The organism is Kitasatospora sp. NEAU-CNBT7 (genome assembly GCF_057220535.1).
On sequence record NZ_JBXQQB010000001.1, the window covers coordinates 241,062 to 263,532 of the forward strand.

Sequence of the window (22,471 nt, forward strand, 5' to 3'; positions counted from 1 at the left end):
GTGTCACACCACGGCCACGGCAGACTTCCGGTGAGGCGGAGCAGCAACGCCTCGCCGACTCCGGGTCCGGGGGTCATCACCACACATGACGTCCCGGCCGGCGCTCCCGCTCCGGTCCGCAGGTGCAGCAACACCTGTCCGTACCGGCGGGGAGCAAGTCACCTTCATCGGGCTGCGGCTGCCCGGCGACCTGGCGTGGCTCCACTTTCACAGTGTGACGCGCGGGGAACAAGTGCTCTCCTGTTGCAGGTTCCCGCAAGTGCAGAAACCTGCAGCCGCGGGCGGCATTGGCCGGTTTCTCCGGGGGGCGGTTTTCACGGCCCCCGCACATTTCCGGGGCGGCGCCGGGGAGTGCGGCGAAGTGGAACCGTACCCTCCCGGACTGCGCCCGCGGGGGCGTCCGGCCGGAAATTCGGCGCCCGCAGGCGGGGTCTACGCGCGTATCTTCCGGATCGGCCCGGGGTGGCCGATTCCAACAGAACCACGCAGGGCGGCCCGCACCGGCCGGGTGTCCGGCCAGCATGCGATGTTCGATCGTGGTCGGTTCTGATGGGTCGGCCGAGGTCCGGCCAATATGCCGTGTGCATGACATGAGGTCGTATGCCACCGGCGCCGGGATCCGGAATTGGGAGCGCAAAACCACCGGCAGCGGGGGGCCGCGGCGCATCCCGGCGGCGTCGCACCCGGCGGCGGAAGGGGCGCGGAATTCGAATCCGGCCGTCCGCATCCGGACCATCCCGAAATGGGCCGCCGGCAGTTCCGGATTCCCCCCGGGCGGAGCCGGGAATTCCGCGGTTCGCGGCGCCCGCCCCGGCCCGGCGGTCCGCGCCGGGCGGTTCAGCCGGCCAGCAGCCGCCCGCCCGCCAGGGCACCGACCGTGCGTACACCGGTGACCGCCCAGGCGGCCACCAGCAGGGCGAACAGGACCGCCGCGAGAGCCGAGAAGCCGGCGAACCCGGTGTGCCGGGCCAGGCCCGCCGCGCCGGTGACCATGGTGCCGACCGGGAAGGTGAACGCCCACCAGGTCATCCCGAACGGCATGCCGGCCCGCCACGCCCGCAGGTTCAGGACCGCCGCGAGCAGCAGCCACAGCACCCCGAAGCCCAGCACGGGCGCGCCGAACAGCACCGCCAGGTGCAGCGCGGACGGCCCGAGGCCGGGCACGGCCGGCCGGGCCGCGTCGGCGAGCTGGTTGACCGCGGTGGCGGACTGGCCGAGCGGCCCCAGCACCAGGAACAGGGTCGGGGTCAGCACCAGGGCCGGCAGCTTGCTGTGCACCAGCCCGGCGAACACCACCGGCAGCACCGCGAGGACGCCGAGCAGCCCGGCGCCGAACAGCGCGTAGCAGCCGTAGAGCATCGCGACCCGCGGGGTGCCGGCCGGCAGGTGCGGGACCAGGGCCGGGCCGAGCGCCCCGGCCACCAGCGGGGCGACCGCCGGGAGCAACCAGGTCGGGTCGGCGCGCAGCACGGAGACCCGGTGCCGGGTGATCATCAGGGCCGGGATGCCGGCCGCCACCGCGAGGGCGTACAGGGTGCCGGTGCTCCACAGCACCAGGTCGGCGGCGACGGCCGGGCCGGTGCCGATCAGCGGTGCGCCGACGGTGAGGGTGCCGAAGCCGACGGCCAGCAGGGCCATCGGCGGGCAGCCGTAGAACACCGCGGTGGCGGGCTGCTCCAGCAGCTGCGCCCGGGCGGCGGCCCGGTGGCGGGTGAGGTGCACGGCCCGGGCCGCCACCAGGACCGCCAGCAGGACGCAGGACAGCACCCAGACCGCCCGGGCGAAGACGGTCAGGCCCGGGACGGCCACCGGCAGTGCGGCGGCGCCGTTGGCGACGATCCCGGTGCCCATCACCGCGGCGTAGAAGTTGGGGCCGAGGCCGCCGAGGTGGATCCGGCGGGGCCGGGCGGGCGCGGCGGCGGCCACGGGTGCCGGGTCGGGCCCGGGTGCGAGGGGTGCGGGGCAGGGCTGGGTGAGGACGGGACTGGCCATGGGACCACCGTGCCGGGCGGGCCCGGCCGCCGGTAGCCGCCCGCGGACTATGAGGGCATAACCTGGCTCTATGGCTCTCTCCTCGCACGTTCCCGAGATCGGCGCCCTGGAACTGCTGCTCACCGTGGTGCGGCTGGGCAGTGTCGGACGGGCGGCGGCCGAGCTGGGGATCAGCCAGCCCGCCGCCAGCGCCCGGATCAAGGGCATGGAGCGGCAGATCGGGGTGGCCCTGCTGGAGCGTTCGCCACGCGGCTCCCGGCCGACCGAGGCCGGCCGGCTGGTGGTCGAGTGGGCCCGCGGGGTGGTCGAGGCGGCGCAGGCGCTGGACGCGGGGATCGACGCGCTGCGCGGGCGGCGGGACGCCCGGCTGCGGGTGGTGGCCAGCCTCACGGTGGCCGAGTACCTGATGCCGGGCTGGCTGCTGGCGCTGCACCAGAGCAGCCCGGGGACCGCGGTGACGCTGCGGACCGCCAACTCCGCCGACGTCGCGGCGCACGTGCTGGCGGGCGAGGCGGACCTGGGCTTCGTGGAGGGCCCGCACACCCCGCCGGGGCTGGCGGGTGCGGTGGTGGCGGCCGACCGGCTGGTGGTGGTGGTCGCACCCGGGCACCCGTGGGCGCGGCGGCGGGCGCCGCTCACCGGGCCGGAGCTGGCGGCCACCGCCCTGGTGCTGCGGGAGCCCGGCTCGGGCACCCGGGAGGTGCTGGACCAGGCCCTCGCCCCGTTCGGCGGCGGCTCGGCGCCGCGGCTGGAGCTGGCCTCCTCGACGGCGCTCAAGGCGGCGGCGATGACCGGCGCCGGCCCGGTGTGCCTGAGCGAGCTGGCGGTGATGGAGGAGCTGGCCACCCGGCGGCTGGTCGAGGTCCCGCTGTCCGGGATCGACCTGCACCGGCCGCTGCGGGCGGTCTGGCCCGCGGGCCAGCGCCCGGCCGGCCCGGCCCGGGAGCTGCTCGGGCTGACCCGGAAGCTGCCCCGGCGGGGCTGAGCGGTCCGACCCGTCCAAGGGCCGCGACAGAGTTCACCTGAAAGTTGAGCGGAATAGACTCAACTTAGTGCATGCTGTATCTAGCAGACGAGAAGGGTCCCGGGTGCGGCTGCGCCGAGGGATCCGTACGCCACAGAGAGGGGCACGACAGCATTGGATGCCAGCAAGTTCACCAGCAGGACGCAGGACGCCCTGTCCGCCGCGATCCGGCAGGCCGGCGCCGCAGGTAACCCGGACGTCAGGCCGGTGCACATCCTGCTGGCGCTGCTGGAGCAGCCCGAGGGCCTCGCCCGGCCGCTGCTCGAGGCGGTCGGGGCCGACGTCCCCGCGGTGCTGGCCGGCGCCCGGCGCAGGCTCGCCGAGCTGCCCAGCGCGCAGGGTTCGACCGTGGCCGCGCCGCAGCTGGCCCGCGACACCATGGCCGTGCTGGAGGAGGCCGGGCGGCGCGCCGCCGACCTGGACGACCAGTACCTGTCCACCGAGCACCTGCTGGTGGGCCTCGCCGCCGAGGGCGGCACGGTGGCGGACCTGCTGAAGCAGCACGGCGCCACCGCCAAGGCGCTGCTGGCCGCGTTCAAGGAGGTCCGGGGCAGCGCCCGGGTGACCTCCGCCGACCCGGAGGGCACCTACAAGGCGCTGGAGAAGTACGGCACCGACCTGACCCAGGCCGCCCGGGACGGCAAGCTCGACCCGGTGATCGGCCGGGACCAGGAGATCCGCCGGGTGGTCCAGGTGCTCTCCCGCCGGACCAAGAACAACCCGGTGCTGATCGGCGACCCGGGCGTCGGCAAGACCGCCGTGGTCGAGGGCCTGGCGCAGCGGATCGTGGCCGGTGACGTGCCGGAGTCGCTGCGCGGCAAGCGGCTGGTCGCGCTGGACCTGAGCGCCATGGTGGCCGGTGCCAAGTACCGGGGTGAGTTCGAGGAGCGGCTGAAGGCGGTCCTGAACGACATCAAGGCCAGCGACGGCCAGGTGGTGACGTTCATCGACGAGCTGCACACCATGGTCGGCGCGGGCGCCGGCGGTGACTCGGCGATGGACGCGGGCAACATGCTCAAGCCGATGCTGGCCCGCGGCGAGCTGCGGATGGTCGGCGCCACCACGCTGGACGAGTACCGCGAGCGGATCGAGAAGGACCCGGCGCTGGAGCGCCGCTTCCAGCAGGTGCTGGTGGGCGAGCCGAGCGTCGAGGACACCATCGCGATCCTGCGCGGCCTCAAGAGCCGCTACGAGGCGCACCACAAGGTGGAGATCTCGGACGCGGCGCTGGTCGCCGCGGCCACCCTGTCCAACCGGTACATCACCTCGCGCTTCCTGCCCGACAAGGCGATCGACCTGGTCGACGAGTCGGCCTCGCGGCTGCGGATGGAGATCGACTCCTCGCCGGTCGAGATCGACGAGCTGCAGCGCTCGGTCGACCGGCTGCGGATGGAGGAGCTGGCGCTGGAGAAGGAGTCGGACCCGGCCTCGGTCGACCGGCTGGCGCGGCTGCGGCGGGATCTCGCGGACAAGCAGGAGCACCTGAGCACCCTGGGCGCCCGCTGGGAGCAGGAGAAGAAGTCGCTCAACCGGGTCGGTGCGCTCAAGGAGCGCCTCGACGATCTGCACGGCGCCCTGGAGCGGGCCCAGCGGGACGGTGACTTCGAGCGGGCGTCCAAGCTGATGTACGCCGAGATCCCGTCCGCCGAGCAGGAGTTGACCGAGGCGCAGGACCGGGCCGCGGACGGCGCCAGCGCCACCATGGTCAAGGAGCAGGTCGGCCCGGACGACGTCGCGGACGTGGTCGCGTCCTGGACCGGCATCCCGGCCGGGCGGCTGCTGGAGGGTGAGAGCGCCAAGCTGCTGCGGATGGAGGAGGAGCTGGGGCGGCGGCTGATCGGCCAGCGCGAGGCGGTGCAGGCGGTCTCGGACGCGGTGCGGCGCACCCGCTCGGGCATCGCCGACCCGGACCGGCCGACCGGCTCGTTCCTGTTCCTCGGCCCGACCGGGGTCGGCAAGACCGAGCTCGCGAAGGCGCTGGCGGACTTCCTGTTCGACGACGAGCGGGCGATGGTCCGGATCGACATGAGCGAGTACGGGGAGAAGCACTCGGTCTCCCGGCTGGTCGGTGCCCCGCCCGGCTACGTCGGGTACGAGGAGGGCGGTCAGCTCACCGAGGCGGTCCGGCGCCGCCCGTACAGCGTGGTGCTGCTGGACGAGGTGGAGAAGGCCCACCCGGAGGTCTTCGACGTGCTGCTCCAGGTGCTGGACGACGGCCGGCTCACCGACGGCCAGGGCCGGACGGTGGACTTCCGCAACGCCATCCTGATCCTCACCTCCAACCTGGGCAGCCAGTACCTGGTGGACGCCGGGACGCCGCAGGAGCGGAAGAAGGAGCTGGTGCTGGAGACGGTCCGGGCCGCGTTCAAGCCGGAGTTCCTGAACCGGCTGGACGACATCGTGGTCTTCGAGCCGCTGGGCACCGCCGAGCTGAGCCGGATCGTCGATCTGCAGGTGGCGAGGCTGTCCCAGCGGCTGCGGGACCGCCGGCTCACCCTGGAGGTCACCGGGGCGGCCCGCGAGTGGCTGGCGCTCACCGGGTACGACCCGGCGTACGGCGCCCGTCCGCTGCGGCGGCTGGTGCAGTCCGCGATCGGCGACCGGCTGGCGAAGGCGATCCTGTCCGGGCAGGTGCACGACGGTGACGCCGTGGTGGTCGACCTGGACCAGGAGGGCGACCGGCTGACGGTCGAGCCGCGCCCCTCGCTGGTGAAGTGAGGTCCGGGAGCGGCGGTGTGCGGCCGGCGGCCGGTGGGGCGACCTACCGGCCGTCGGCCGCGATCACGTCGGCGACCTTCCCGGCCTCGGCGCGGACCGACTGCTTCACGCTCTCCAGCTCGGCGCCGTACTGCTCGACCTGCTGCCGCTGGTAGCCGGTGAGGACGGCGAAGTAGATCCCGGCGAGGTTGCTGCCCGCCGTGCACTGCGCGTCGGCGCGGGCGGCGGGGAGTTCGTCCGGGCCGCCGGGCGGGACGGCCTGGTAGCGGGTGACCAGGGCCTGCGGATCGGTGACCGGGAAGCCCGCCCCGCCCATGCAGGCGCGCCAGGCGGCGGTGGCGGCGGCCACCCTGGCGTCGGCGGCGGCGGCCCGCATCGAGGCGTCGTAGAGCTCGCCGAGCAGCCGGGTGCCGGCGGTGGCGGGCACGCCGAGCTGCTGGACGCTCTTCTTGGAGCACTCCTCGGCGGCCGCCCGTTCGGCCTCGGTGCCGTGCTGCTCGGGGCCGCCGGCGGCCGGGGCCGGCCGCGGCCGGCTGTGGAAGCCCTGCGCGGCGGCCACCTCGGCGCCGAGGTAGCCGAAGGGGCCGGCGGGGTAGGCGGCCGCGTCGTCGTCCGGCGGATCCGCGGCGGCGTCGCCGAAGACGGTCTGCCGGGCGACGGAGGTGAAGCCGCTGTCGCGCAGGCAGCGCATGGTGAGGATCTGGACGGCCTGGAAGTGCCGGGCGCCCTGCCGGTCGTCGGCGCTGTAGGCGGCCAGCGGCAGACCGGTCATCCCGGCCCGGCCGCTGGCGGGCGGGGCCGGAGAGGCGCCGATCGGCGGCGGGGTCAGGGCGGGGCGCGCCGCGCCGCGGCCGCCCGGTCCGCCCGCGCAGCCCGCGAGCAGCAGGGCGGCCGCGAGGGCCAGGGCGACGCGGGCCGGGCGGACGGCGGGCCTCACGCGTACGCCTCCGTCCGGGGGCCGGGTATGGGGTAGGGGTGGCGGCGGCGGGCGGTCCGGTCGCGCTGGATCCGGGCCAGCCGGTTGAACTCCTGGCGCTGGTCCTCGGTGAGCCGCAGCGCCTGGGCGAGCAGCCGGATGGTGGAGATCCTCGGGCAGCTCACCCCGCGTTCGAGGTCGCTGATGGTGCGCACGCTGATGCTGGTGGCGGCGCCGAGGTCCTCCTGGGTCATCCCGCGGTCGAGCCTGAGGCGCCGAAGCCGCTCGCCCAGCCGCGGGCCGTCCGGTGTGCGGTCCTGTGACACGTCTCCCCCCAAGGTGGCGTGCTACCGATGCTCGTCCCGCGCCGGCGGCGCCCGGGTACCGCCTTCGGCGGTTCGGGTCGGACGCTAACTGTCATGCTCCCCACACGCAACACCCGTACCGGCAAAGCCCGGTGACGAGAGTCACCGGGCTTCCGGGTTTCCCCGCGCGCACCGGCAGTTCCGCCGGACAGGCGCCGGTGAACTTCCTGGTTGCGGCTTCGCCGGGCCGCTCAGCATGAGACCTCCCGGCCGGTACGCCCCGGCCACCGATCTCCGGTCCCCGCCCTCGGGGAACCAGGAAGGGGAAGCCCTGATGGGACGCACCCACCGGCGCGCCGCGCTCGCCCTGGCCGGCGCCGCCGCCCTCACGCTGGCCCTGCCGGCCGCCGACGCGGCCGCGATCAACCGGGTGAACTGCGCGGGCCGCACCGACTTCGTCACCGTCTGGAACGAGGGCGAGGTGTGCTTCGCCAACCTGGGCTACACCGACACCGCGATCTACGAGGTGCGCGACGTGGGCGCGGGCAACAACGACCTCACCTACGGGTACTCCGTCGAGCCGTGGACCCGCCACCTGTACGCCTGGCACTGGCAGACCGGCGAGTACTTCGACCACGGCGCCCGGGGCACCGTGCAGTGGCTGGAGACGCACCGGGCGACCTGACCCCCGCCGGCCCCGGCGCACCGGCCCGCGGTACGGGCGTCCGACGTGATCACGATGCCCGGTGTTCCCTGTGCCGCAGGCCACCGATGAGGCAGGATGGAGAGGTAAGCAGGGCGGCCCCACGTCGACAGCCACCCTCGTGCACCCCCTGAAGGGACCCCCCGTGAGCATTGACCCGTCCTCGATCCCGTCGTTCGGCGCGCCCCAGCCCCCGCAGGGTGGCGGCCAGGGGGGTCCGGCCGGTCCGCCGCCGGTGGTCGTCCCGGACCAGGCGCTGGTCACCCAGCTCCTCGACCAGATGCAGCTCAAGCACGTGGTGGACGAGGAGGGTGACCTCACCGCGCCGTGGGAGGGCTTCCGCGTCTACTACATGTTCCGCGGTGACCAGAAGGAGCTGTTCGCGGTCCGCGCGTTCTACGACCGCTCGTACCCGCTGGAGCAGAAGGCCGAGATCCTCGACCTGATCGACGAGTGGAACCGCGAGACCCTCTGGCCCAAGGTGTACACCCACACCCACGAGGACGGCGTGGTCCGCCTGATCGGCGAGTCCCAGATGATCGTCGGCACCGGCGTCAACCTGGACTACTTCGTCACCACCACCGCCAACTGGACCCAGGCCTCGGTCGGGTTCGAGCAGTGGATCGTCGAGCGCCTCGGCCTCCAGAAGGAGATCGAGGAGGGCGGCGAGGACGACGCCGCCTCCGACGAGGACTGATCCCACCAGCTCGCCGACGGGCCCTCCCCCACGGGACGGGCCCGTCGGCGCGTCCGAGCACGGCCACGGGGACCAGTCAGACACGGCCTGGAGGGGGACACCTGATGGAGATCGACCTGCCGGTCGCGGACGACCCGCGCGCCGCGGAGCTGGCCGACGGGCTCGTCGAGCTGGACTCCGAGCCGTTCCTGCGCCGGATCCTGCCCGCGGGCGCCGTCCTGCACCACCGCAGCACCGGCCGGCTGATCGGCCCCGCACCGGCGGCCGCGCCCGCCGAGGACCCGGGCACCGGCCTGCTGCTGCGCGCCGCCCACCTGTGCTTCCGGGCGCACCTGCCGCTCAGCCTCTCCCCCGACCTGCTCTGGTACGCGATCGTGCACGAGACCGCCACCCACGTCCGGCTCGACCCCGACCGGTACGCGGGCCTGTTCACCGACACCCCGGGGCAGCGGCAGACCATCACCGTCCACGACGACGAGCTGCTGGTGGACGACGACTGGGCGCGCTCGGTCCCGCTGGTCCAGGGCCCCCTGCGGGCGCGGATCGGCGACGAGGCGGCCGAGCTGTTCCAGCCCCGTTTCTCCACCACCACGCCGGTCGAGGCCACCGCCGCCCTGATCGCCCTGATGGACGTGGTCAGCCCGTACTACGACTTCGAGTGGCTCACGCTGTGCGGGATCCCGCGGATCCGGCTGGAGGGCACCGGCGCGGACTGGCGGAACCTGGCCGCCCGGACCCGGGAGCTGGCCGGCTGGTTCGAACCGCTGGGACCGTGGTTCGACCAGCTGCTGCCGGTCCTGGAGACGATCGCCCGGACGGCCTCCGGGTGGGGCGTGGACGAGGACTTCTGGCGCTCGTTCTACAAGTGGGAGTCCGAATCCGGCGGCGACCGCGTCACCGGCTGGATCACCGCGTTCTTCGCCCACACCTACCACGAGGCCGGGCCGGTCACCCGGACCGGCTTCCACCCCGAGATCGGCGCCACCGCCTTCCCCGCGCACGTCTCGCACGTGCCGTTCGTCTGGGAGCGCCTCGGTGACCGCCTCCCGATGGGCCTGCTCGGCGGCGTCCTCGGCATCGAGCGGGACGGCGGGTGGATCCGTCCCCGCCTCGGCTTCGCCGTCGCCGAACTGCCCGCCCCGGTCCCCGTCCTCACCCGGCTGCCGGCCGACTGGACCCTCGCCGACATCGGCGCGCTCGCCGGCCGCGAGGACGCCGTGCGGCTCCCCCCGGCGTCCGTGGCCAGGTGCGGCCTGCCGGTGGAGCGGGCGATCGGCCTCGGCGACGGGTACGTGGTCGAGGTGGAAGGCCGCTGGTACCCACTGGAGGACATCGGCGGCGGGGAGCTGCTGAGCACGGGCCCCGGCACCGACCTGGCCACCGCGGTCCGCTCGCTGGTGCTCATGCTGCGGCGCGGCCACGGGTGTCCCGATCCGGCGGGCTGTCCCGGGCCGGGTGCTTGCCCCGGGCCGGGCGGGGCGCCCAGGATGGGCGACGACGACGAGGCGTGAGGAGCCCGGTATGAGCGAGCGGCCGCTGCTGAACCGACGGTTGGCAGGACTCGGCACGACGATCTTCGCGGAGATGTCGGCGCTGGCCACCGCGACCGGTTCGATCAACCTCGGCCAGGGCTTCCCCGACACCGACGGCCCGCGCGAGATCGCCGAGGCCGCCGCCCGCGCCGTCCTCACCGGCCGCGGCAACCAGTACCCGCCCGGCCCCGGCATCCCCGAACTGCGCTCCGCGATCGCCGAGCACCAGCAGCGCTTCCACGGCCTCACGTACGACCCCGACACCGAGGTGCTGGTCACCGCCGGCGCCACCGAGGCCATCGCCGCCACCCTGCTCGCCCTGCTGGAGCCCGGCGACGAGGTGATCGCCCTCGAACCGTTCTACGACTCCTACGCCGCCTGCATCGCGATGGCCGGCGCGGTGCGCGTCCCGCTCACCCTGCGCGCCCCGTCCTTCCGGCCGGACCTGGACGAGCTGCGCGCGCTGGTCACCCCGCGCACCCGGCTGCTGCTGCTCAACACCCCGCACAATCCGACCGGCACCGTCCTGCACCCGGACGAGCTGCGCGCCATCGCCGAACTCGCCGTCGAGCGTGACCTGCTGGTGGTCACCGACGAGGTCTACGAGCACCTGGTGTTCAGCGGCGGCCACCACCCGATCGCCGCCCTGCCCGGGATGCGCGAGCGCACCGTCACCATCTCCTCGGCCGGCAAGACCTTCTCCTTCACCGGCTGGAAGGTCGGCTGGGTGACCGCCGCCCCGGCACTGGTCGCCGCCGTCCGGACGGCCAAGCAGTACCTGACGTACGTCAGCGCCGGCCCCTTCCAGTACGCCGTCGCCGAGGCGCTGCGCCTGCCCGACGCGTACTTCGACTCCTTCCGCGCCGACCTGCGGCGCAAGCGCGACCTGCTCTGCGACGGCCTGTCGGCCGCGGGCTTCACCGTCTTCCGCCCCGAGGGCACGTACTTCATCACCACCGACATCACCCCGCTCGGCGAGAAGGACGGCCTGGAGTTCTGCCGCGCCCTGCCCGAACGCTGCGGCGTGGTCGCCATCCCCAACGTGGTCTTCTACGACGACACCGAGGCCGGCCGGAGCCTGGTGCGGTTCACCTTCTGCAAGCAGGACGACGTCCTCGAGGAGGCGGTCGCCCGGCTCCGCCGGCTCTGACCCGGGCGTCCGGACAAGTGCCCGTCGTCCGCGTGCAGTTGGACCGGGCGGCGGCCTTTTCGGCGGCCCTTGTCGGCGGTCCGCCACCCGGATGGCGGAGCGCACCCGCCGCCGGACGGACCCGCCGTCCGGGGCGGTCCCACCGGACCGGACTCCCGGCTTTTTCGTAGGAAGACCTGACTGTCGTTTATTTCCGGGTGGCCGGGTACAAGACCCGGCGTCCCGTCCATCCGCCCTGGTCGGCGCGGGGGCCCCGGAGAAACGCGCGCCACCCTTTCGCCCACTCCCACGCCACGGCGCGCTCGGCGCACGACCGGCGCACGCGGCGCACGCGCGTAGGTATGGGGCGCACGGAGGACAGAGTCAGCCCCAGGAGTGATCAGGGCCCGGCCGAGGCTGCGCCCAGAACGGTGAATGCTTGGCAAAGATGGGTAAATCCCTGACGGACCCGGAGAATTCGTGCTTCTCTGCTGCTGAATCTCCAGCCGGAATCCTTCCTTCCACGGTCGGCCGCGTCCTGGACCGCACAGCACCGAACCGCCCCCGCCACCGCCCGGGCCCGGTGCTGCTCGGCCGGCGCGCACGGAGCTGAAACGCGGAGCCCCAGCATGCTCACCACACTGCAGACCTCCTACACGGACACCCGCGCCGGCGACCTCGCCTGGTGCCTGGGCGGCGAACCGCTGCCGGCCCTGGCCGTCCGGGATCTGACCCTCGATCACCTGGAGGGCCCCGCCGAGGGCCGCGCCTGCGGCACCCTGCAGCTGCGTCTGCTCGGCGCCTCGCACCAGGTGATCCTGGCCGCGGGCCCCGGCGAGTGCCTGGAGACGGTCGCCTGTCTGCCCGGCCGGCGCACCCCGCTGCCGGCCCGGGTGGCCGAGCGGGTCGCCGGCTGGGAGTACGAGTTCGCGGCGCGGATCGAGGAGCTGCCGCCGCACGTGTTCGCCGCCCGGGCGCAGGAGCTGCTGGCCCTGGTCGAGGGCCATCCGCACGCGCTGGCCGGGGTGTTCCCCGGCGACCCGAGCGCGTTCACCGCCCTGGTCGCGCACAGCGAGGAGCGCCGGGTGCTCTGGCGCACCTGGCACGCCTACCCGCAGGAGGGGCGGCTGGTGTGCACCCGGTCCTCCCTGGTGGTGCGCTGACGGCGGCCGGCCGGCCGAGGGACCGGGGCCCCGGGACTTCCGCAGGCCCGAACACCGCCCAACGAGCCAGTGATTGGCACAGCCGACCGATTCGTCAACCAAGTGTCCGAACCATCCCCCGAATGGGTGCAGCTAACGGTGTCGGTTCTCGCCTAGCGTTTGTTCATGATCAGCCATTCGACCGGGAAACCCGCCGAGCCGGACCTCGACGCCCCGCAGGACACCGCCCCGGCCGGGGGGCCGGGAGCCCGGGCGATCCGCGCACGGACCGGCCCGCGGGCGCGCCCGCGGTCGGCCCGGCCGATAGTCCTGCTGGCCGCGTTCGTCTGCGCGGCCTGCGGGCTGGTCTACGAACTCGAACTGGTCGCGCTGGGCGGCTACCTGCTGGGCGACTCGGTGGCCCAGACCTCGGTGGTGCTCTCGGTGATGGTGTTCGCGATGGGCATCGGCTCGATCCTCGCCAAGCGGCTCACCTACCGCCCGGCGACCTCCTTCGCCCTGGTCGAGTGCGCGCTGGCGCTGGTCGGCGGGCTCTCGGTGCTGGCGCTCTACTCCTGCTGGGCCTGGCTGGACCGCTACCGGGCCACCACCGCCGGCCTGGTCGGCACCACCCTGGCGATCGGTGTGCTGATCGGCGCCGAGATCCCGCTGCTGATGACGCTGATCCAGCGGATCCGCCGGGAGGAGGCCGGCCGGGCCGCCGCCGACCTGTTCGCCGCCGACTACGTCGGCGCCCTGGTGGGCGGGCTGACCTTCCCGTTCCTGCTGCTGCCCGCGTTCGGCCAGGCCACCGGCGCCCTGGTGACCGGCGCGGTCAACGCGGTGGCGGGCGCCGCCGTGGTGCTCTGGCTGTTCCGGGACGAGCCCTCGCGCCGTACCCGGGTCCTGCTGTGGACCGGCTGCGGCCTGGTCCTGGCGGTCCTCGCGGCCGCCGCCGCCTGCACCGGCGCGATCGAACGGGCCGCCCGGCAGGCCCTGTACGGCGCCCAGGTGCGCCTGGCCACCCAGAGCCGCTACCAGGAGATCGTGCTGACCGGCCAGCTCCGGCCGGCCGGCGAACGGGTGCCGGAGCAGCGGCCGGCCCCGGCCGGCTCCACCCCGCTGGAGCTGTTCCTGGACGGCCGGCCGGTGGTCTGCGGGCCGGAGGAGTACCGGGACCACGAGGCGCTGGTGCACCCGGCGCTCGGGGCGGGGCCGAACGCCCGGGTCCTGCTGCTCGGCGGTGACGGGCTGGCGCTGCGCGAGGTGCTGCGGCACCCGTCGGTGCGCTCGGTGCTGGTGGTCGAGCGCGACCCGGTGCTGACCGAGCTGGCCCGGCACGATCCGGCGCTCTCCGCGCTGAACGAACACGCGCTGGACGACCCGCGGGTGCGGCTGGTCAACGCCGAGCCGCTGAACTGGCTGCGCGGCGGGCCGGAACGGTTCGACGTGATCGTCTCCGACCTGGCCGAGCAGGGGCCGGACGGCCGGTACGGCTCGCTGGAGTTCTTCGGCCTGGCGCTGCGCCGGCTGGCCCCCGGGGGGCGGATCGCGGTCCGCACCGGCGGGCGGGAGGCCGATCTGTGGTCCGCGGAGGCCGCGCTCCGGGCGGCCGGCCTGGCGACCGTGCCGTACCGGGGCTCCGGAACACCCGGCGGCGCACCGGGCGGCGGGTCCGACGGCGGCTGCGGCGGCGGGCGCCGGCCGCCGCCGGCCGCCTTCGTCCTGGCCGGGCGGACCGAGCCGGTGCTGACCCTGGCCGCGGACGGCCCGGCGCCGCGGTCGCTGACCACGGCGGGCCTGCGGGCTTCCGCGGACGCCCTGGCGGCCCGCCGCCCGGCGCGCGGGCCGGGCCCGCACCACCTGCTGGGCTGACCGCCGGCCGGCCGTCACGGCGGGGACCGGCGCGGGGACGGGTCCGTACGTGTACTGGGGGATCGCCCGGCCGGTCCAACCTCGACGCAACTCTCCGCAGCGGCCGGTGAGGTCGGTAGGCTCGCAGCATGGAGCATGAGTTCGTCGTCCCACAGCCCGTCGAGGCCGTCCGGCGGGCGCTGGCCGACCAGGCGTCCGCGGCCGGGTGCGTCCCCGGCCTGACGATCGTGCCGGAGGAGTCCTCCGAGTACGAGCTGTCGGGCCGGCTGCGGCTGCGGATCGGCGGCTCCACGATCACCTACGGCGGGTACTGCGGGATCGACGGGCGGCCCGAGGAGGCGCTCTCCGGCGAGGGTGCGGGCGGGGCCGGGGGCGACGGCGGCGCGGTGTTCCGGGCGATGCTGTCGGCCGAGGAGGTGCGCGGCGAGGGCCTGCTGACGGCGAGGGTCCGGATCTCGGTGCACGAGGCGGCCGGCGGGACGCTGGTGCGGCTGTCCGGCTCGGTGGAGATCGAGGGCGGCCGGCTGGCCGGCATCCACCCCGGGGTCCGCGACGCCGCCGGCCGCCGGCTGCTGCAGCGGAGCGCGGCGGCGTTCGCCGCGCAGCTGGCCGAGCCGCCGGCGCCGGCCGGAGACGGGAACGAGGAGCCGCAGGAGCCCACGGCCACCGTGGTCTACCTGGAGGACCACGCCGCCGAGCGCGACCTGGACGACGACCTCTCCGACCTGATCTCGTTCTCCGACGCCGAGCCGCCGACGGGCCCCGGTCCCGGGCAGCCGTACGAGCCCGAGCCGGTGCTGGCCGGTCCGGTGCGGCGCAGCATCGTCGGGCGGTCGGCGGAGGAGGTCGACCACGCCCCGCCGCGGGGCCGGTACGCCCCGTCGGCGCCGGCCCACAGTGCGCGGGCCCGGGCGGCGTCGCGCTGGGGCGGGGTGGAGCCGACCCTGCTGTCCGGTTCGGCCGGCGAGCGCAGTGCGATCCCGTGGGTGATCGGCGGCGGGGTGGCGCTGCTCGGCGGCGCGGTGGTGCTGGTCCGGGCGCTGCGTCGGCGGTAGCCCGCGGCGGGGCACGGCCTAGGCCGTGTCTGACAATTCGCGTCGGATCAGCGCGCGGCTCCCCCAGCCTTCGGCCGGGAGGTACCCCCAGGCGCCCGGCTGGGCGTGCCGGCGGAGCGCCCTCGTACTGGGTCGTACTTGGGCGATTCGCCGGTGCGTCCAGGTGGGGGCCCCTCCCGGCCGGAGGCTGGGGGAGGATGCACGGCGTCGGGCGCCCGGCGGGAATTGTCAGACACGGCCTAGACTGGCTGCTCATGAGCATCGACCGCAGCAACGACCGCGACGCCCTGCTGGCGCAGATCAAGGACAAGGCCGTCGTGCACGGCAAGGTCACCCTCTCCTCCGGGCTGGAGGCCGACTACTACGTCGACCTGCGCCGCATCACGCTGGACGCCGAGGCGGCGCCGCTGGTCGGCAAGGTCATGCTGGACGCGACCGCCGGGCTGGAGTACGACGCGGTGGGCGGTCTGACGCTGGGCGCCGACCCGGTGGCGGCCGCGATGCTGCACGCCGCCGCCGCGCGCGGCCGCAAGCTGGACGCGTTCGTGGTCCGCAAGGCGGGCAAGGCGCACGGTCTGCAGCGGCGGATCGAGGGCCCGGACGTGAAGGGCCGCCGGGTGCTGGCGGTCGAGGACACCTCCACCACCGGTGGTTCGGTGCTGACGGCGGTCGAGGCGCTGCGCGAGGCGGGCGCCGAGGTGGTGGGTGTCGCGGTGATCGTGGAGCGCGGTGCGGCGCCGGCGATCGAGCAGGCCGGTCTGCCGTACGTCACGGCGTACACCCTGGACGACCTCGACCTGGGCTGATCCGGGTCGGCGGCCGCGCGAGCGGGCCGCGGACGAACGGCCGGTGCCCGCACTGTTTCACGTGAAACAGTGCGGGCACCGGCCGTTGCGGGTGTCCGCGGGGGTCAGCCCCGGCGGTGGCGGCCGCCGGCCACCGGGTGCTGCTCCTCGGCCTCGATCCCGGCGGCCTTCTTCTTCTTGCGCTCGCGGAGCACCTCGACGATGACCGGCGAGACCGAGATCAGGATGATCAGCGCCATCGCGGGGATCAGGTACTTGTCGATCACGGGGGCGAGCGAGTCGCCGGTGAAGTAGCCGATCAGCAGCATCGACTCGGTCCACAGCACGCCGCCGACCACGTTCCAGACGAAGAACGTCCGGGCGGGCATCTCCAGGGTGCCGGCGACCGGGTTGAGGAAGGTGCGGACGACCGGGATGAAGCGGGCCAGGACCACGGCCTTGGCGGGGCCGAACTTGTCGAAGTACTCCTCGGCCTTCACCACGAACTCGCGCCGGAAGATCTTCGACTCGGGCTTGTCGAACAGGCGTGGGCCGACCTTCGCGCCGAACAGGTGGCCGAGCTGCGCACCGGCCACGGCGCAGATCGGCGCGCCGATCAGGAGCAGGGCGATCGGCAGCCGGGCGCCCTCGCCGAGGACCGAGGAGGCCGCGCTCGAGGCGGCCACGCCGGCCAGGATCAGCAGCGAGTCGCCGGGCAGGAAGAACCCGATCAGCAGGCCGGTCTCGGCGAAGATGATCGCGAGCAGGCCGATCGCGCCCAGGGAGGAGATCAGCGACTTCGCGTCGAGCACGTTGACGGCGAGCTGGTTGTAGGTGTCCACGCGCGCAGGATAGCGCCCCCGGATTACCGGGGCCCTTACGGCGGCCTCCGCAGCCCCTGCGGTCCCCCGCACACCGTCCGTCCCAAGTGGCGGGCCGCCGGGTGTCCCGGGGGCGGAGTCTGGGAAGATGACAGCGGTGTCCGCCCCGCGGTCGTGGACCACCCTCTCCCCGTGCCGCGTCGGACCCGTCGATCCTGGTACCACCAAGCCGCACCGCCTTGAGTCGCGTCGGCCCGGTGCCACAACGTCGTACCACTGGCGTACTGAGCATCGGACAGCGTCGTCCGATCGCCCCACACCGACAGGAGCGGATTCGCATGCCCATCGCAACTCCCGAGGTCTACAACGAGATGCTCGACCGGGCCAAGGCGGGCAAGTTCGCCTACCCGGCCATCAACGTCACCTCCTCGCAGACCCTGCACGCCGCACTGCGTGGCTTCGCCGAGGCCGAGAGCGACGGCATCATCCAGATCTCCACGGGTGGCGCGGAGTTCCTGGGCGGCCAGCACAACAAGGACATGGTGACCGGCGCCGTCGCGCTCGCCGAGTTCGCGCACATCGTGGCCGCCAAGTACGACGTGACCGTCGCGCTGCACACCGACCACTGCCCGAAGGACAAGCTGGACGGCTACGTCCGCCCGCTGCTGGCGATCTCCGCCGAGCGCGTGGCCAAGGGCCTGAACCCGCTGTTCCAGTCGCACATGTGGGACGGCTCCGCCGAGACGCTGGCCGACAACCTGGCCATCGGCGAGGAGCTGCTGGCCCAGGCCGTCGCCGCCAAGATCATCCTCGAGGTCGAGATCACCCCGACCGGCGGCGAGGAGGACGGTGTCTCGCACGAGATCAACGACGAGCTGTACACCACCGTCAACGACGCCGTCCGCACCGCCGAGGCGCTGGGCCTGGGCGAGCGGGGCCGCTACCTGCTGGCCGCCTCGTTCGGCAACGTGCACGGCGTCTACAAGCCGGGCAACGTCGTGCTGAAGCCGGAGCTGCTGCGCGAGCTGCAGGACGCGATCGGCAAGCAGTACGGCAAGACCGACCCGTTCGACTTCGTCTTCCACGGCGGCTCGGGCTCGACCGCCCAGGAGATCGCCACCGCGCTGGAGAACGGCGTCGTGAAGATGAACCTCGACACCGACACCCAGTACGCCTTCACCCGTCCGGTCGTGGACCACATGTTCCGCAACTACGACGGTGTGCTGAAGGTCGACGGCGAGGTCGGCAAGAAGAACACCTACGACCCCCGCACCTGGGGCAAGCTGGCCGAGGCCGGCATGGCCGCCCGCGTGCTGGAGGCCGCCCAGCAGCTGCGCTCGGCGGGCAACCGCATCAAGTAGCACCTGCCGCCGGTGCCCCCGTACGGTCCGCCGTGCGGGGGCACCGGCGTCTTCGCTCCCCACCCGGTCAGTGGTTGACTGGGGCCCATGAGCATTCACGAGAACCTGCTCGGCGGACCGCCGCCGACCCACCTGCCGGCCGAGACCGGCCCGCTGGAGCTGCTGGCCTCGGGTGCCACACCCGCCGAGGTCGCGGCCAAGTTCCCGACCTCCTCGCTCGCCTGGGCGCAGCTGGCCGACGACGCGTTCGTGGCCGGCCGGACCATCGAGTCCTACGCCTACGCCCGTACCGGCTACCACCGCGGTCTGGACGCGCTGCGCCGGTCCGGCTGGAAGGGCCACGGCCCGGTGCCGTGGGAGCACGAGCCGAACCGCGGCTTCCTGCGCGCGCTGCACGCCCTCGCCCGGGCGGCCGGCGCGATCGAGGAGAAGGACGAGTACGAGCGCTGCACGCAGTTCCTGCGCGACTCCTCGCCGACCGCCGCCGACACGCTGGGCTGAGCCGGTCCCCCGATCCGAACCGCCTGATGCCCGGGGCCCGCGCCCCGGGCATCGCCGTCGGCCGCGCGGGGTCGGGAACCGGTGCCGGCGTCGGAGCGTCGAGGAAGTGTCGGGGAAGAACGGACGGCCGGGACCGACGGCCGGGACCGACGGCGGGCATACCGAGTATGTAGACAAAGTCGGCACGCCGTGCGAGGCTGACCCGGATGGCCGTCTCCGCAGCGCAGTTGACCGGCCATCACGTCCCGTCGTCGAAGAGAGAGGGCCCGTAGTGCCCGACTCCCGCTCCTCCAGGCGTGCCCCGGCCCGTGGGCGCAGGCGCGCCAGGCCGAAGCGCCGCCGACTCGGGATGGGCATCGCGCTGGCGGGTTCACTGGCGGTGCTGGGCGGCACGGTGGTGGCCCTCGGGCTGCCGCAGGGCACGCCGGGCAGCAGCGGGCCGAGCCGGCAGGCCCGGGCGGTGCCGAGCGAGGGCGGGGAGCAGTCGCCGTCCGCGGCCGCGCCCGCGCAGCCCGCGAGCACCCCGCCGCCGGCCCCGGATCCCGCGCCCGCGGGGACCCCGACCGGCACCTTCGTGACCGCCGCGGCCAACGGCCCGGCCGTCGGGAAGGGCAAGATCCGGCGCTACCGGGTCGAGGTGGAGAACGGGATCGGCATCGACCCGCAGGGCGCCGCCGGGGCGGTGCAGGCCATCCTGGCCGACAAGCGCGGCTGGACCGCGGACGGGCGCACCGGTTTCCAGCTGGTCGCCGACGGTGCCTACGACTTCACCATCAAGATCGCTTCACCGGCGACCACCGACAAGATCTGCGCCACCGCGGGCCTGAACACCCAGGGCGAGGTGAACTGCGACGTCGGCGATCAGGTGATGGTCAACTCCAAGCGCTGGGAGACCGGTTCGCCGCAGTTCACGGGCCCGATCGAGGAGTACCGGGCGCTGATCGTCAACCACGAGGTCGGCCACCGGATAGGCCACGGCCACGAGGGCTGCCCCGGCCCGGGCAAGCCCGCGCCCGCGATGATGCAGCAGATCTACGGCCTGAACGGCTGCACCCCCAACGCCTGGCCGTACTCCGCGGACGGCAAGTACCTCAGCGGCCCCAAGGTGGCCTGAGCCCGGCCCGCTACGGCGCGGCGGCCCCGGCCCGTACCGCGGCGATGCCGTCCGCCGTCCCGAGCACGAGCAGTTCCCCCGCGAGGGCCAGGGCCCACACCGGTGAACCCAGCCGCAGGTCCAGCGGCGGCGCGCCGGGCCGCCACAGCCGCACCAGCCCGTCCGCCCAGGCGGCGGCCACCGTCAGCCCCTCCCCCGTGGTGCCCGCGGCGACGGCGGCGACCTCCCGGGCCCGCTGCTCCAGCACCTCGGCCGGAGCCCCGGAACCGGGCCGCCACAGCCGCACCGCACCGTCGAACCCGCCGCTCACCAGCACCGGCCGCCCGTCCGCGAAGGCACCGGCCAGCGCGGTCACCGGCCCCTGGTGCAGCGCGGCGCCCTCCACCCGGCCGTCGGGGTCCCGCCAGTGCAGCGAGCCCCGCTCGTCCCCGAGGGCCGGGAGCGCACCGGGCAGGCCGGGGACGGCGGCGACCGCGCTCGGCCCGCCGCCGGCCAGCGCCTGCAGCCCGGCCAGCGCCTCGCCCGGGCGGCTGTCGGCCTCGGCGGCGGACGGCACCACCAGGCCGTGGCCGCGGGCGTCCAGCAGCACCACGCTGCCGCCCGGGGTCACGGTCAGCCCGCGCAGCGGCTCCGGCCCGGGGGCCGGCACCCGGGCCAGCGGACGGCCGGAGGCCGCGTCCACCGTGCGGACCGTCCCGCCCGGGTCGGCGAGCAGCAGCTGACCGGCGTACGAACCCGCGCCCAGCGCCAGCGAGGAGACCGGACCGGGCCAGCCGAAGGCCGAGTTGGGCCACATCGCCCACACGCAGTGCCAGGGGGCGTCCGGGTCCGCCAGCCGGTCGGCCGCCGGGCCGTCCAGACCGATCAGCCGGGTCCGCAGCACCGCGGCCCGTACGGCGGGGTCGCGCTCGCCGACCAGCGCCGCCCCGGCGGCCCGCCACAGCTCCGGGAGGGTGCCCGGCAGCTCGCCCAGCGCGGCGGCGACCGCCACCGGGTCCTCGTGCGCGAGCAGCCGGGGGTCGGCGAGCAGGGCGGCGGGGTCCGGGCCGGCCGGGCCGGCCGGGCCGGCGGGGTCGGCGGGGTCGTGCGGGTCGTACGGACCGCCGAGGGCCGCGCCGGGGCTCGGGTACCGGGCCGGGTCGGCGCCGACCGTGGCGCACCAGGCGGTGAACCGGGCCCGGTCGGTCCACTGGTCCAGGGCGAGGTCGAGCACGGCCGGGTCGGCGACCGCGGTGAACCCGTCGACGGCCCCGACCCCGCCCTCGACCACCAGCCTGATCTGCGGCGAGCGCAGCAGCGGGTCGAGCAGCCCGGCCACCAGCCGGTCCGGGTCCAGGGCCCGGGCGAGGTCCGGGACGCAGATCACGGTGGGGCGGTCGTCCTCGGCCAGGGCGGCGAGCAGTTCCCCGGGGGTGCGGGCGGGCAGTTCCAGACTGCGCCCCAGCAGCCAGGCGGCACTGCGCAGGTCGGTCCCGGCGGCGGGCAGCACGGCGTCCACCCCGGCGCCGCTGTCGGCCAGCCAGGACAGCAGGTGGGTCCGGCCCGAGCCGGGCGGTCCCACGACCTGGCACAGCCGCGGGGCCCGGGCGTCGCCGAGCCACCCCAGCAGCGCCTGGCCGGCCGGGCGGCGGCCCGCCCGCAGCGGCGGTATCCGCCGACCCTCTGCACCCACGCCAAGTCCCCCTTCAGAGCCCGCGGCCGGTCCCTCGCCATCCGGCCGGCAGTCGGCGCCCCGAGCTTACTGACCGGTGCCCGTCAGGTCCCGGTCCAGCACCCCGCAGGCGATCCCGCAGCGCCTGCTCCCACCGGCCACCGCCCGCTGTCCGCCGCCCGCAGCCCGCCGTACCGCCCGCCACCGCGGGCCGGTCAGCCCAGCACCGGCAGATAGCCGCTCAGGTCACTGCGCTCGCCGCCGGCCGTCACCTCGGCCGCCTCGACGGCGTCCGCCCAGTCCGCCCGGCCGGTGGCGAGCCGGATCCAGACCAGCGGGGTCGCCTCGACCACGTTCGGCGGGGTGCCCCGGGTGTGCCGGGGGCCCTCGACTGCCTGCACCACCGCGTACGGCGGCACCCGCAGCTCGACGGCGCCGCCCGGGACCTGGGCGGCGAAGGAGTCGGCGAGCAGCCGGGTGACGGCGGCCAGCGCCTGCCGGTCGTGCGGGAAGTCGGTGCTGCCCAGCGCGTGGGCCAGGTCGTCGGCGTGCACCACGCTCTCCACCAGCCGGGTCACCAGCATGTCGGTGAGCGTCATCGAGCCGAGCCGGATCTCGAACCGCCGGCCCGCCAGTGCGTCGGCCGGGCCCACCAGCAGGGCCAGCAGCAGGTCGGCCTCCCGGTCGAACGCCTCCGCGACCTGCGCCGGGGAGCCGTCGAAGTCGGCGGCGGCGTGCGCCCGGGCCGCCTCGTCGAGCGACGGTGCCAGCGCGGCGACGCCGGCGACCCACTGGGTCAGCGCGAGCGGCGCGCGGCCCTGCTGCGGGTCGTCCAGGTGCCGTGGCACCCAGCCCAGTTGCAGGGCCAGGTGGGCCAGCAGCTCGCGCACCCGCCAGCCGCCCAGCCGGGTCGGCCGGGCCAGCAGTTCCTCCGCCGCCGGATCGGCGCACAGCGTGCGGACGGCGGCCCGCAGCGCCTCGGTCTGCGCGGCCAGCGCGGCGCGCACCTTCGCGGGGTCGTAGCTACGGGTCCGGTTCGCCATGTCCGGAAGGCTAGCGCGGACCGGTGACCCGCAGGCCCCCGCGGATCCCGGGAGCGGCTGCAAACGCGCGGAGGGCGGCCCGCCGCTGGTGCGGGCCGCCCTCCGTC

Annotated in this window: 19 protein-coding genes; 13 read left to right on the forward strand and 6 right to left on the reverse strand. The window is 74.9% G+C overall.

Annotated features, from left to right (window positions below; genetic code table 11):
• Positions 1–837 precede the first annotated feature (837 nt).
• Positions 838–1,992, reverse strand: a complete 1,155-nt coding sequence (locus AC2TEW_RS01115; protein WP_484621353.1) for a TDT family transporter — start codon at positions 1,990–1,992, stop codon at positions 838–840.
• 70 nt (positions 1,993–2,062) lie between these two features.
• Here AC2TEW_RS01115 and AC2TEW_RS01120 point away from each other — a divergent pair, with 70 nt between their 5' ends.
• A complete protein-coding gene (locus AC2TEW_RS01120; protein WP_484621354.1) occupies positions 2,063–2,977 on the forward strand; it encodes a LysR family transcriptional regulator in 915 nt (304 codons plus the stop codon).
• Between the two features lie 153 nt (positions 2,978–3,130).
• Positions 3,131–5,734, forward strand: a complete 2,604-nt coding sequence (clpB, locus tag AC2TEW_RS01125) for an ATP-dependent chaperone ClpB (RefSeq protein ID WP_484621355.1) — start codon at positions 3,131–3,133, stop codon at positions 5,732–5,734.
• A gap of 43 nt (positions 5,735–5,777) precedes the next feature.
• Here the strand turns inward: clpB and AC2TEW_RS01130 are convergent, their stop codons facing one another.
• Positions 5,778–6,671: a hypothetical protein gene (locus tag AC2TEW_RS01130; protein ID WP_484621356.1), complete on the reverse strand. Its 894-nt coding sequence runs from the start codon at positions 6,669–6,671 to the stop codon at positions 5,778–5,780.
• Entirely contained in the window at positions 6,668–6,976 is a 309-nt protein-coding gene (locus tag AC2TEW_RS01135; RefSeq protein WP_484621357.1) for a helix-turn-helix domain-containing protein, read from the reverse strand. The genes AC2TEW_RS01130 and AC2TEW_RS01135 overlap by 4 nt, the downstream gene beginning before the upstream one ends.
• A 313-nt stretch (positions 6,977–7,289) precedes the next feature.
• Here AC2TEW_RS01135 and AC2TEW_RS01140 point away from each other — a divergent pair, with 313 nt between their 5' ends.
• The 8 genes from AC2TEW_RS01140 to pyrE all read left to right on the forward strand — a co-directional run bounded on the left by AC2TEW_RS01140 (position 7,290) and on the right by pyrE (position 15,894).
• Complete coding sequence (locus tag AC2TEW_RS01140) at positions 7,290–7,640, forward strand: beta/gamma crystallin domain-containing protein (protein WP_484621358.1); 351 nt, start codon at positions 7,290–7,292, stop codon at positions 7,638–7,640.
• 163 nt (positions 7,641–7,803) lie between these two features.
• Complete coding sequence (locus AC2TEW_RS01145; RefSeq protein ID WP_484621359.1) at positions 7,804–8,355, forward strand: type III secretion system chaperone family protein; 552 nt, start codon at positions 7,804–7,806, stop codon at positions 8,353–8,355.
• Between the two features lie 104 nt (positions 8,356–8,459).
• On the forward strand, positions 8,460–9,866 hold the full coding sequence (locus AC2TEW_RS01150; RefSeq protein ID WP_484621360.1) for a DUF4419 domain-containing protein: 1,407 nt from the start codon (positions 8,460–8,462) through the stop codon (positions 9,864–9,866).
• Between the two features lie 10 nt (positions 9,867–9,876).
• Positions 9,877–11,037, forward strand: coding sequence for a pyridoxal phosphate-dependent aminotransferase (locus AC2TEW_RS01155; RefSeq protein WP_484621361.1), 1,161 nt, complete (start codon positions 9,877–9,879; stop codon positions 11,035–11,037).
• 608 nt (positions 11,038–11,645) lie between these two features.
• The gene (locus tag AC2TEW_RS01160) at positions 11,646–12,179 is read left to right on the forward strand and encodes a DUF2617 family protein (RefSeq protein WP_033818281.1); all 534 of its coding nucleotides are present in this window, start codon (positions 11,646–11,648) and stop codon (positions 12,177–12,179) included.
• A gap of 165 nt (positions 12,180–12,344) precedes the next feature.
• Complete coding sequence (locus AC2TEW_RS01165; RefSeq protein ID WP_484621362.1) at positions 12,345–14,033, forward strand: spermine/spermidine synthase domain-containing protein; 1,689 nt, start codon at positions 12,345–12,347, stop codon at positions 14,031–14,033.
• Positions 14,034–14,161: 128 nt separating this feature from the next.
• Positions 14,162–15,088 carry an SRPBCC family protein gene (locus tag AC2TEW_RS01170; protein ID WP_484621363.1) on the forward strand — a complete coding sequence of 309 codons (927 nt, stop codon included), beginning with the start codon at positions 14,162–14,164 and terminating at the stop codon, positions 15,086–15,088.
• A 254-nt stretch (positions 15,089–15,342) separates the two neighbouring features.
• Positions 15,343–15,894, forward strand: a complete 552-nt coding sequence (pyrE, locus tag AC2TEW_RS01175) for an orotate phosphoribosyltransferase (RefSeq protein WP_484621364.1) — start codon at positions 15,343–15,345, stop codon at positions 15,892–15,894.
• A gap of 104 nt (positions 15,895–15,998) precedes the next feature.
• On the opposite strand, the gene AC2TEW_RS01180 is transcribed toward pyrE, so the two are convergent.
• On the reverse strand, positions 15,999–16,715 hold the full coding sequence (locus tag AC2TEW_RS01180; protein WP_484621365.1) for a DedA family protein: 717 nt from the start codon (positions 16,713–16,715) through the stop codon (positions 15,999–16,001).
• A gap of 317 nt (positions 16,716–17,032) precedes the next feature.
• Here AC2TEW_RS01180 and fbaA point away from each other — a divergent pair, with 317 nt between their 5' ends.
• The 3 genes from fbaA (at position 17,033) to AC2TEW_RS01195 (ending at position 19,670) form a co-directional block, all read left to right on the forward strand.
• Complete coding sequence (gene fbaA, locus AC2TEW_RS01185; protein WP_033817881.1) at positions 17,033–18,055, forward strand: class II fructose-bisphosphate aldolase; 1,023 nt, start codon at positions 17,033–17,035, stop codon at positions 18,053–18,055.
• 87 nt (positions 18,056–18,142) lie between these two features.
• Positions 18,143–18,556 carry a DUF3151 domain-containing protein gene (locus AC2TEW_RS01190; RefSeq protein ID WP_033817882.1) on the forward strand — a complete coding sequence of 138 codons (414 nt, stop codon included), beginning with the start codon at positions 18,143–18,145 and terminating at the stop codon, positions 18,554–18,556.
• A gap of 349 nt (positions 18,557–18,905) precedes the next feature.
• Entirely contained in the window at positions 18,906–19,670 is a 765-nt protein-coding gene (locus tag AC2TEW_RS01195; RefSeq protein WP_484621366.1) for a DUF3152 domain-containing protein, read from the forward strand.
• A 10-nt stretch (positions 19,671–19,680) separates the two neighbouring features.
• On the opposite strand, the gene AC2TEW_RS01200 is transcribed toward AC2TEW_RS01195, so the two are convergent.
• Together AC2TEW_RS01200 and AC2TEW_RS01205 are read right to left on the reverse strand one after the other, a co-directional pair.
• Positions 19,681–21,342 carry a WD40 repeat domain-containing protein gene (locus AC2TEW_RS01200; RefSeq protein WP_484621367.1) on the reverse strand — a complete coding sequence of 554 codons (1,662 nt, stop codon included), beginning with the start codon at positions 21,340–21,342 and terminating at the stop codon, positions 19,681–19,683.
• Positions 21,343–21,536: 194 nt separating this feature from the next.
• Positions 21,537–22,364 (reverse strand): sterol carrier family protein, encoded by an 828-nt coding sequence (locus AC2TEW_RS01205; RefSeq protein WP_484621368.1) that lies wholly within the window; start codon positions 22,362–22,364, stop codon positions 21,537–21,539.
• Positions 22,365–22,471 lie beyond the last annotated feature (107 nt).

Coding starts and splice junctions, on each gene's coding strand:
- AC2TEW_RS01115 (WP_484621353.1), bottom strand. CDS start 1,992: ATGGCCAGTCCCGTCCTCACCCAGCCCTGCCCCGCACCCCTCGCACCC.
- AC2TEW_RS01120 (WP_484621354.1), top strand. CDS start 2,063: ATGGCTCTCTCCTCGCACGTTCCCGAGATCGGCGCCCTGGAACTGCTG.
- AC2TEW_RS01140 (WP_484621358.1), top strand. CDS start 7,290: ATGGGACGCACCCACCGGCGCGCCGCGCTCGCCCTGGCCGGCGCCGCC.
- AC2TEW_RS01150 (WP_484621360.1), top strand. CDS start 8,460: ATGGAGATCGACCTGCCGGTCGCGGACGACCCGCGCGCCGCGGAGCTG.
- AC2TEW_RS01155 (WP_484621361.1), top strand. CDS start 9,877: ATGAGCGAGCGGCCGCTGCTGAACCGACGGTTGGCAGGACTCGGCACG.
- AC2TEW_RS01160 (WP_033818281.1), top strand. CDS start 11,646: ATGCTCACCACACTGCAGACCTCCTACACGGACACCCGCGCCGGCGAC.
- AC2TEW_RS01165 (WP_484621362.1), top strand. CDS start 12,345: ATGATCAGCCATTCGACCGGGAAACCCGCCGAGCCGGACCTCGACGCC.
- AC2TEW_RS01170 (WP_484621363.1), top strand. CDS start 14,162: ATGGAGCATGAGTTCGTCGTCCCACAGCCCGTCGAGGCCGTCCGGCGG.
- pyrE (WP_484621364.1), top strand. CDS start 15,343: ATGAGCATCGACCGCAGCAACGACCGCGACGCCCTGCTGGCGCAGATC.
- fbaA (WP_033817881.1), top strand. CDS start 17,033: ATGCCCATCGCAACTCCCGAGGTCTACAACGAGATGCTCGACCGGGCC.
- AC2TEW_RS01190 (WP_033817882.1), top strand. CDS start 18,143: ATGAGCATTCACGAGAACCTGCTCGGCGGACCGCCGCCGACCCACCTG.
- AC2TEW_RS01195 (WP_484621366.1), top strand. CDS start 18,906: ATGGGCATCGCGCTGGCGGGTTCACTGGCGGTGCTGGGCGGCACGGTG.
- AC2TEW_RS01205 (WP_484621368.1), bottom strand. CDS start 22,364: ATGGCGAACCGGACCCGTAGCTACGACCCCGCGAAGGTGCGCGCCGCG.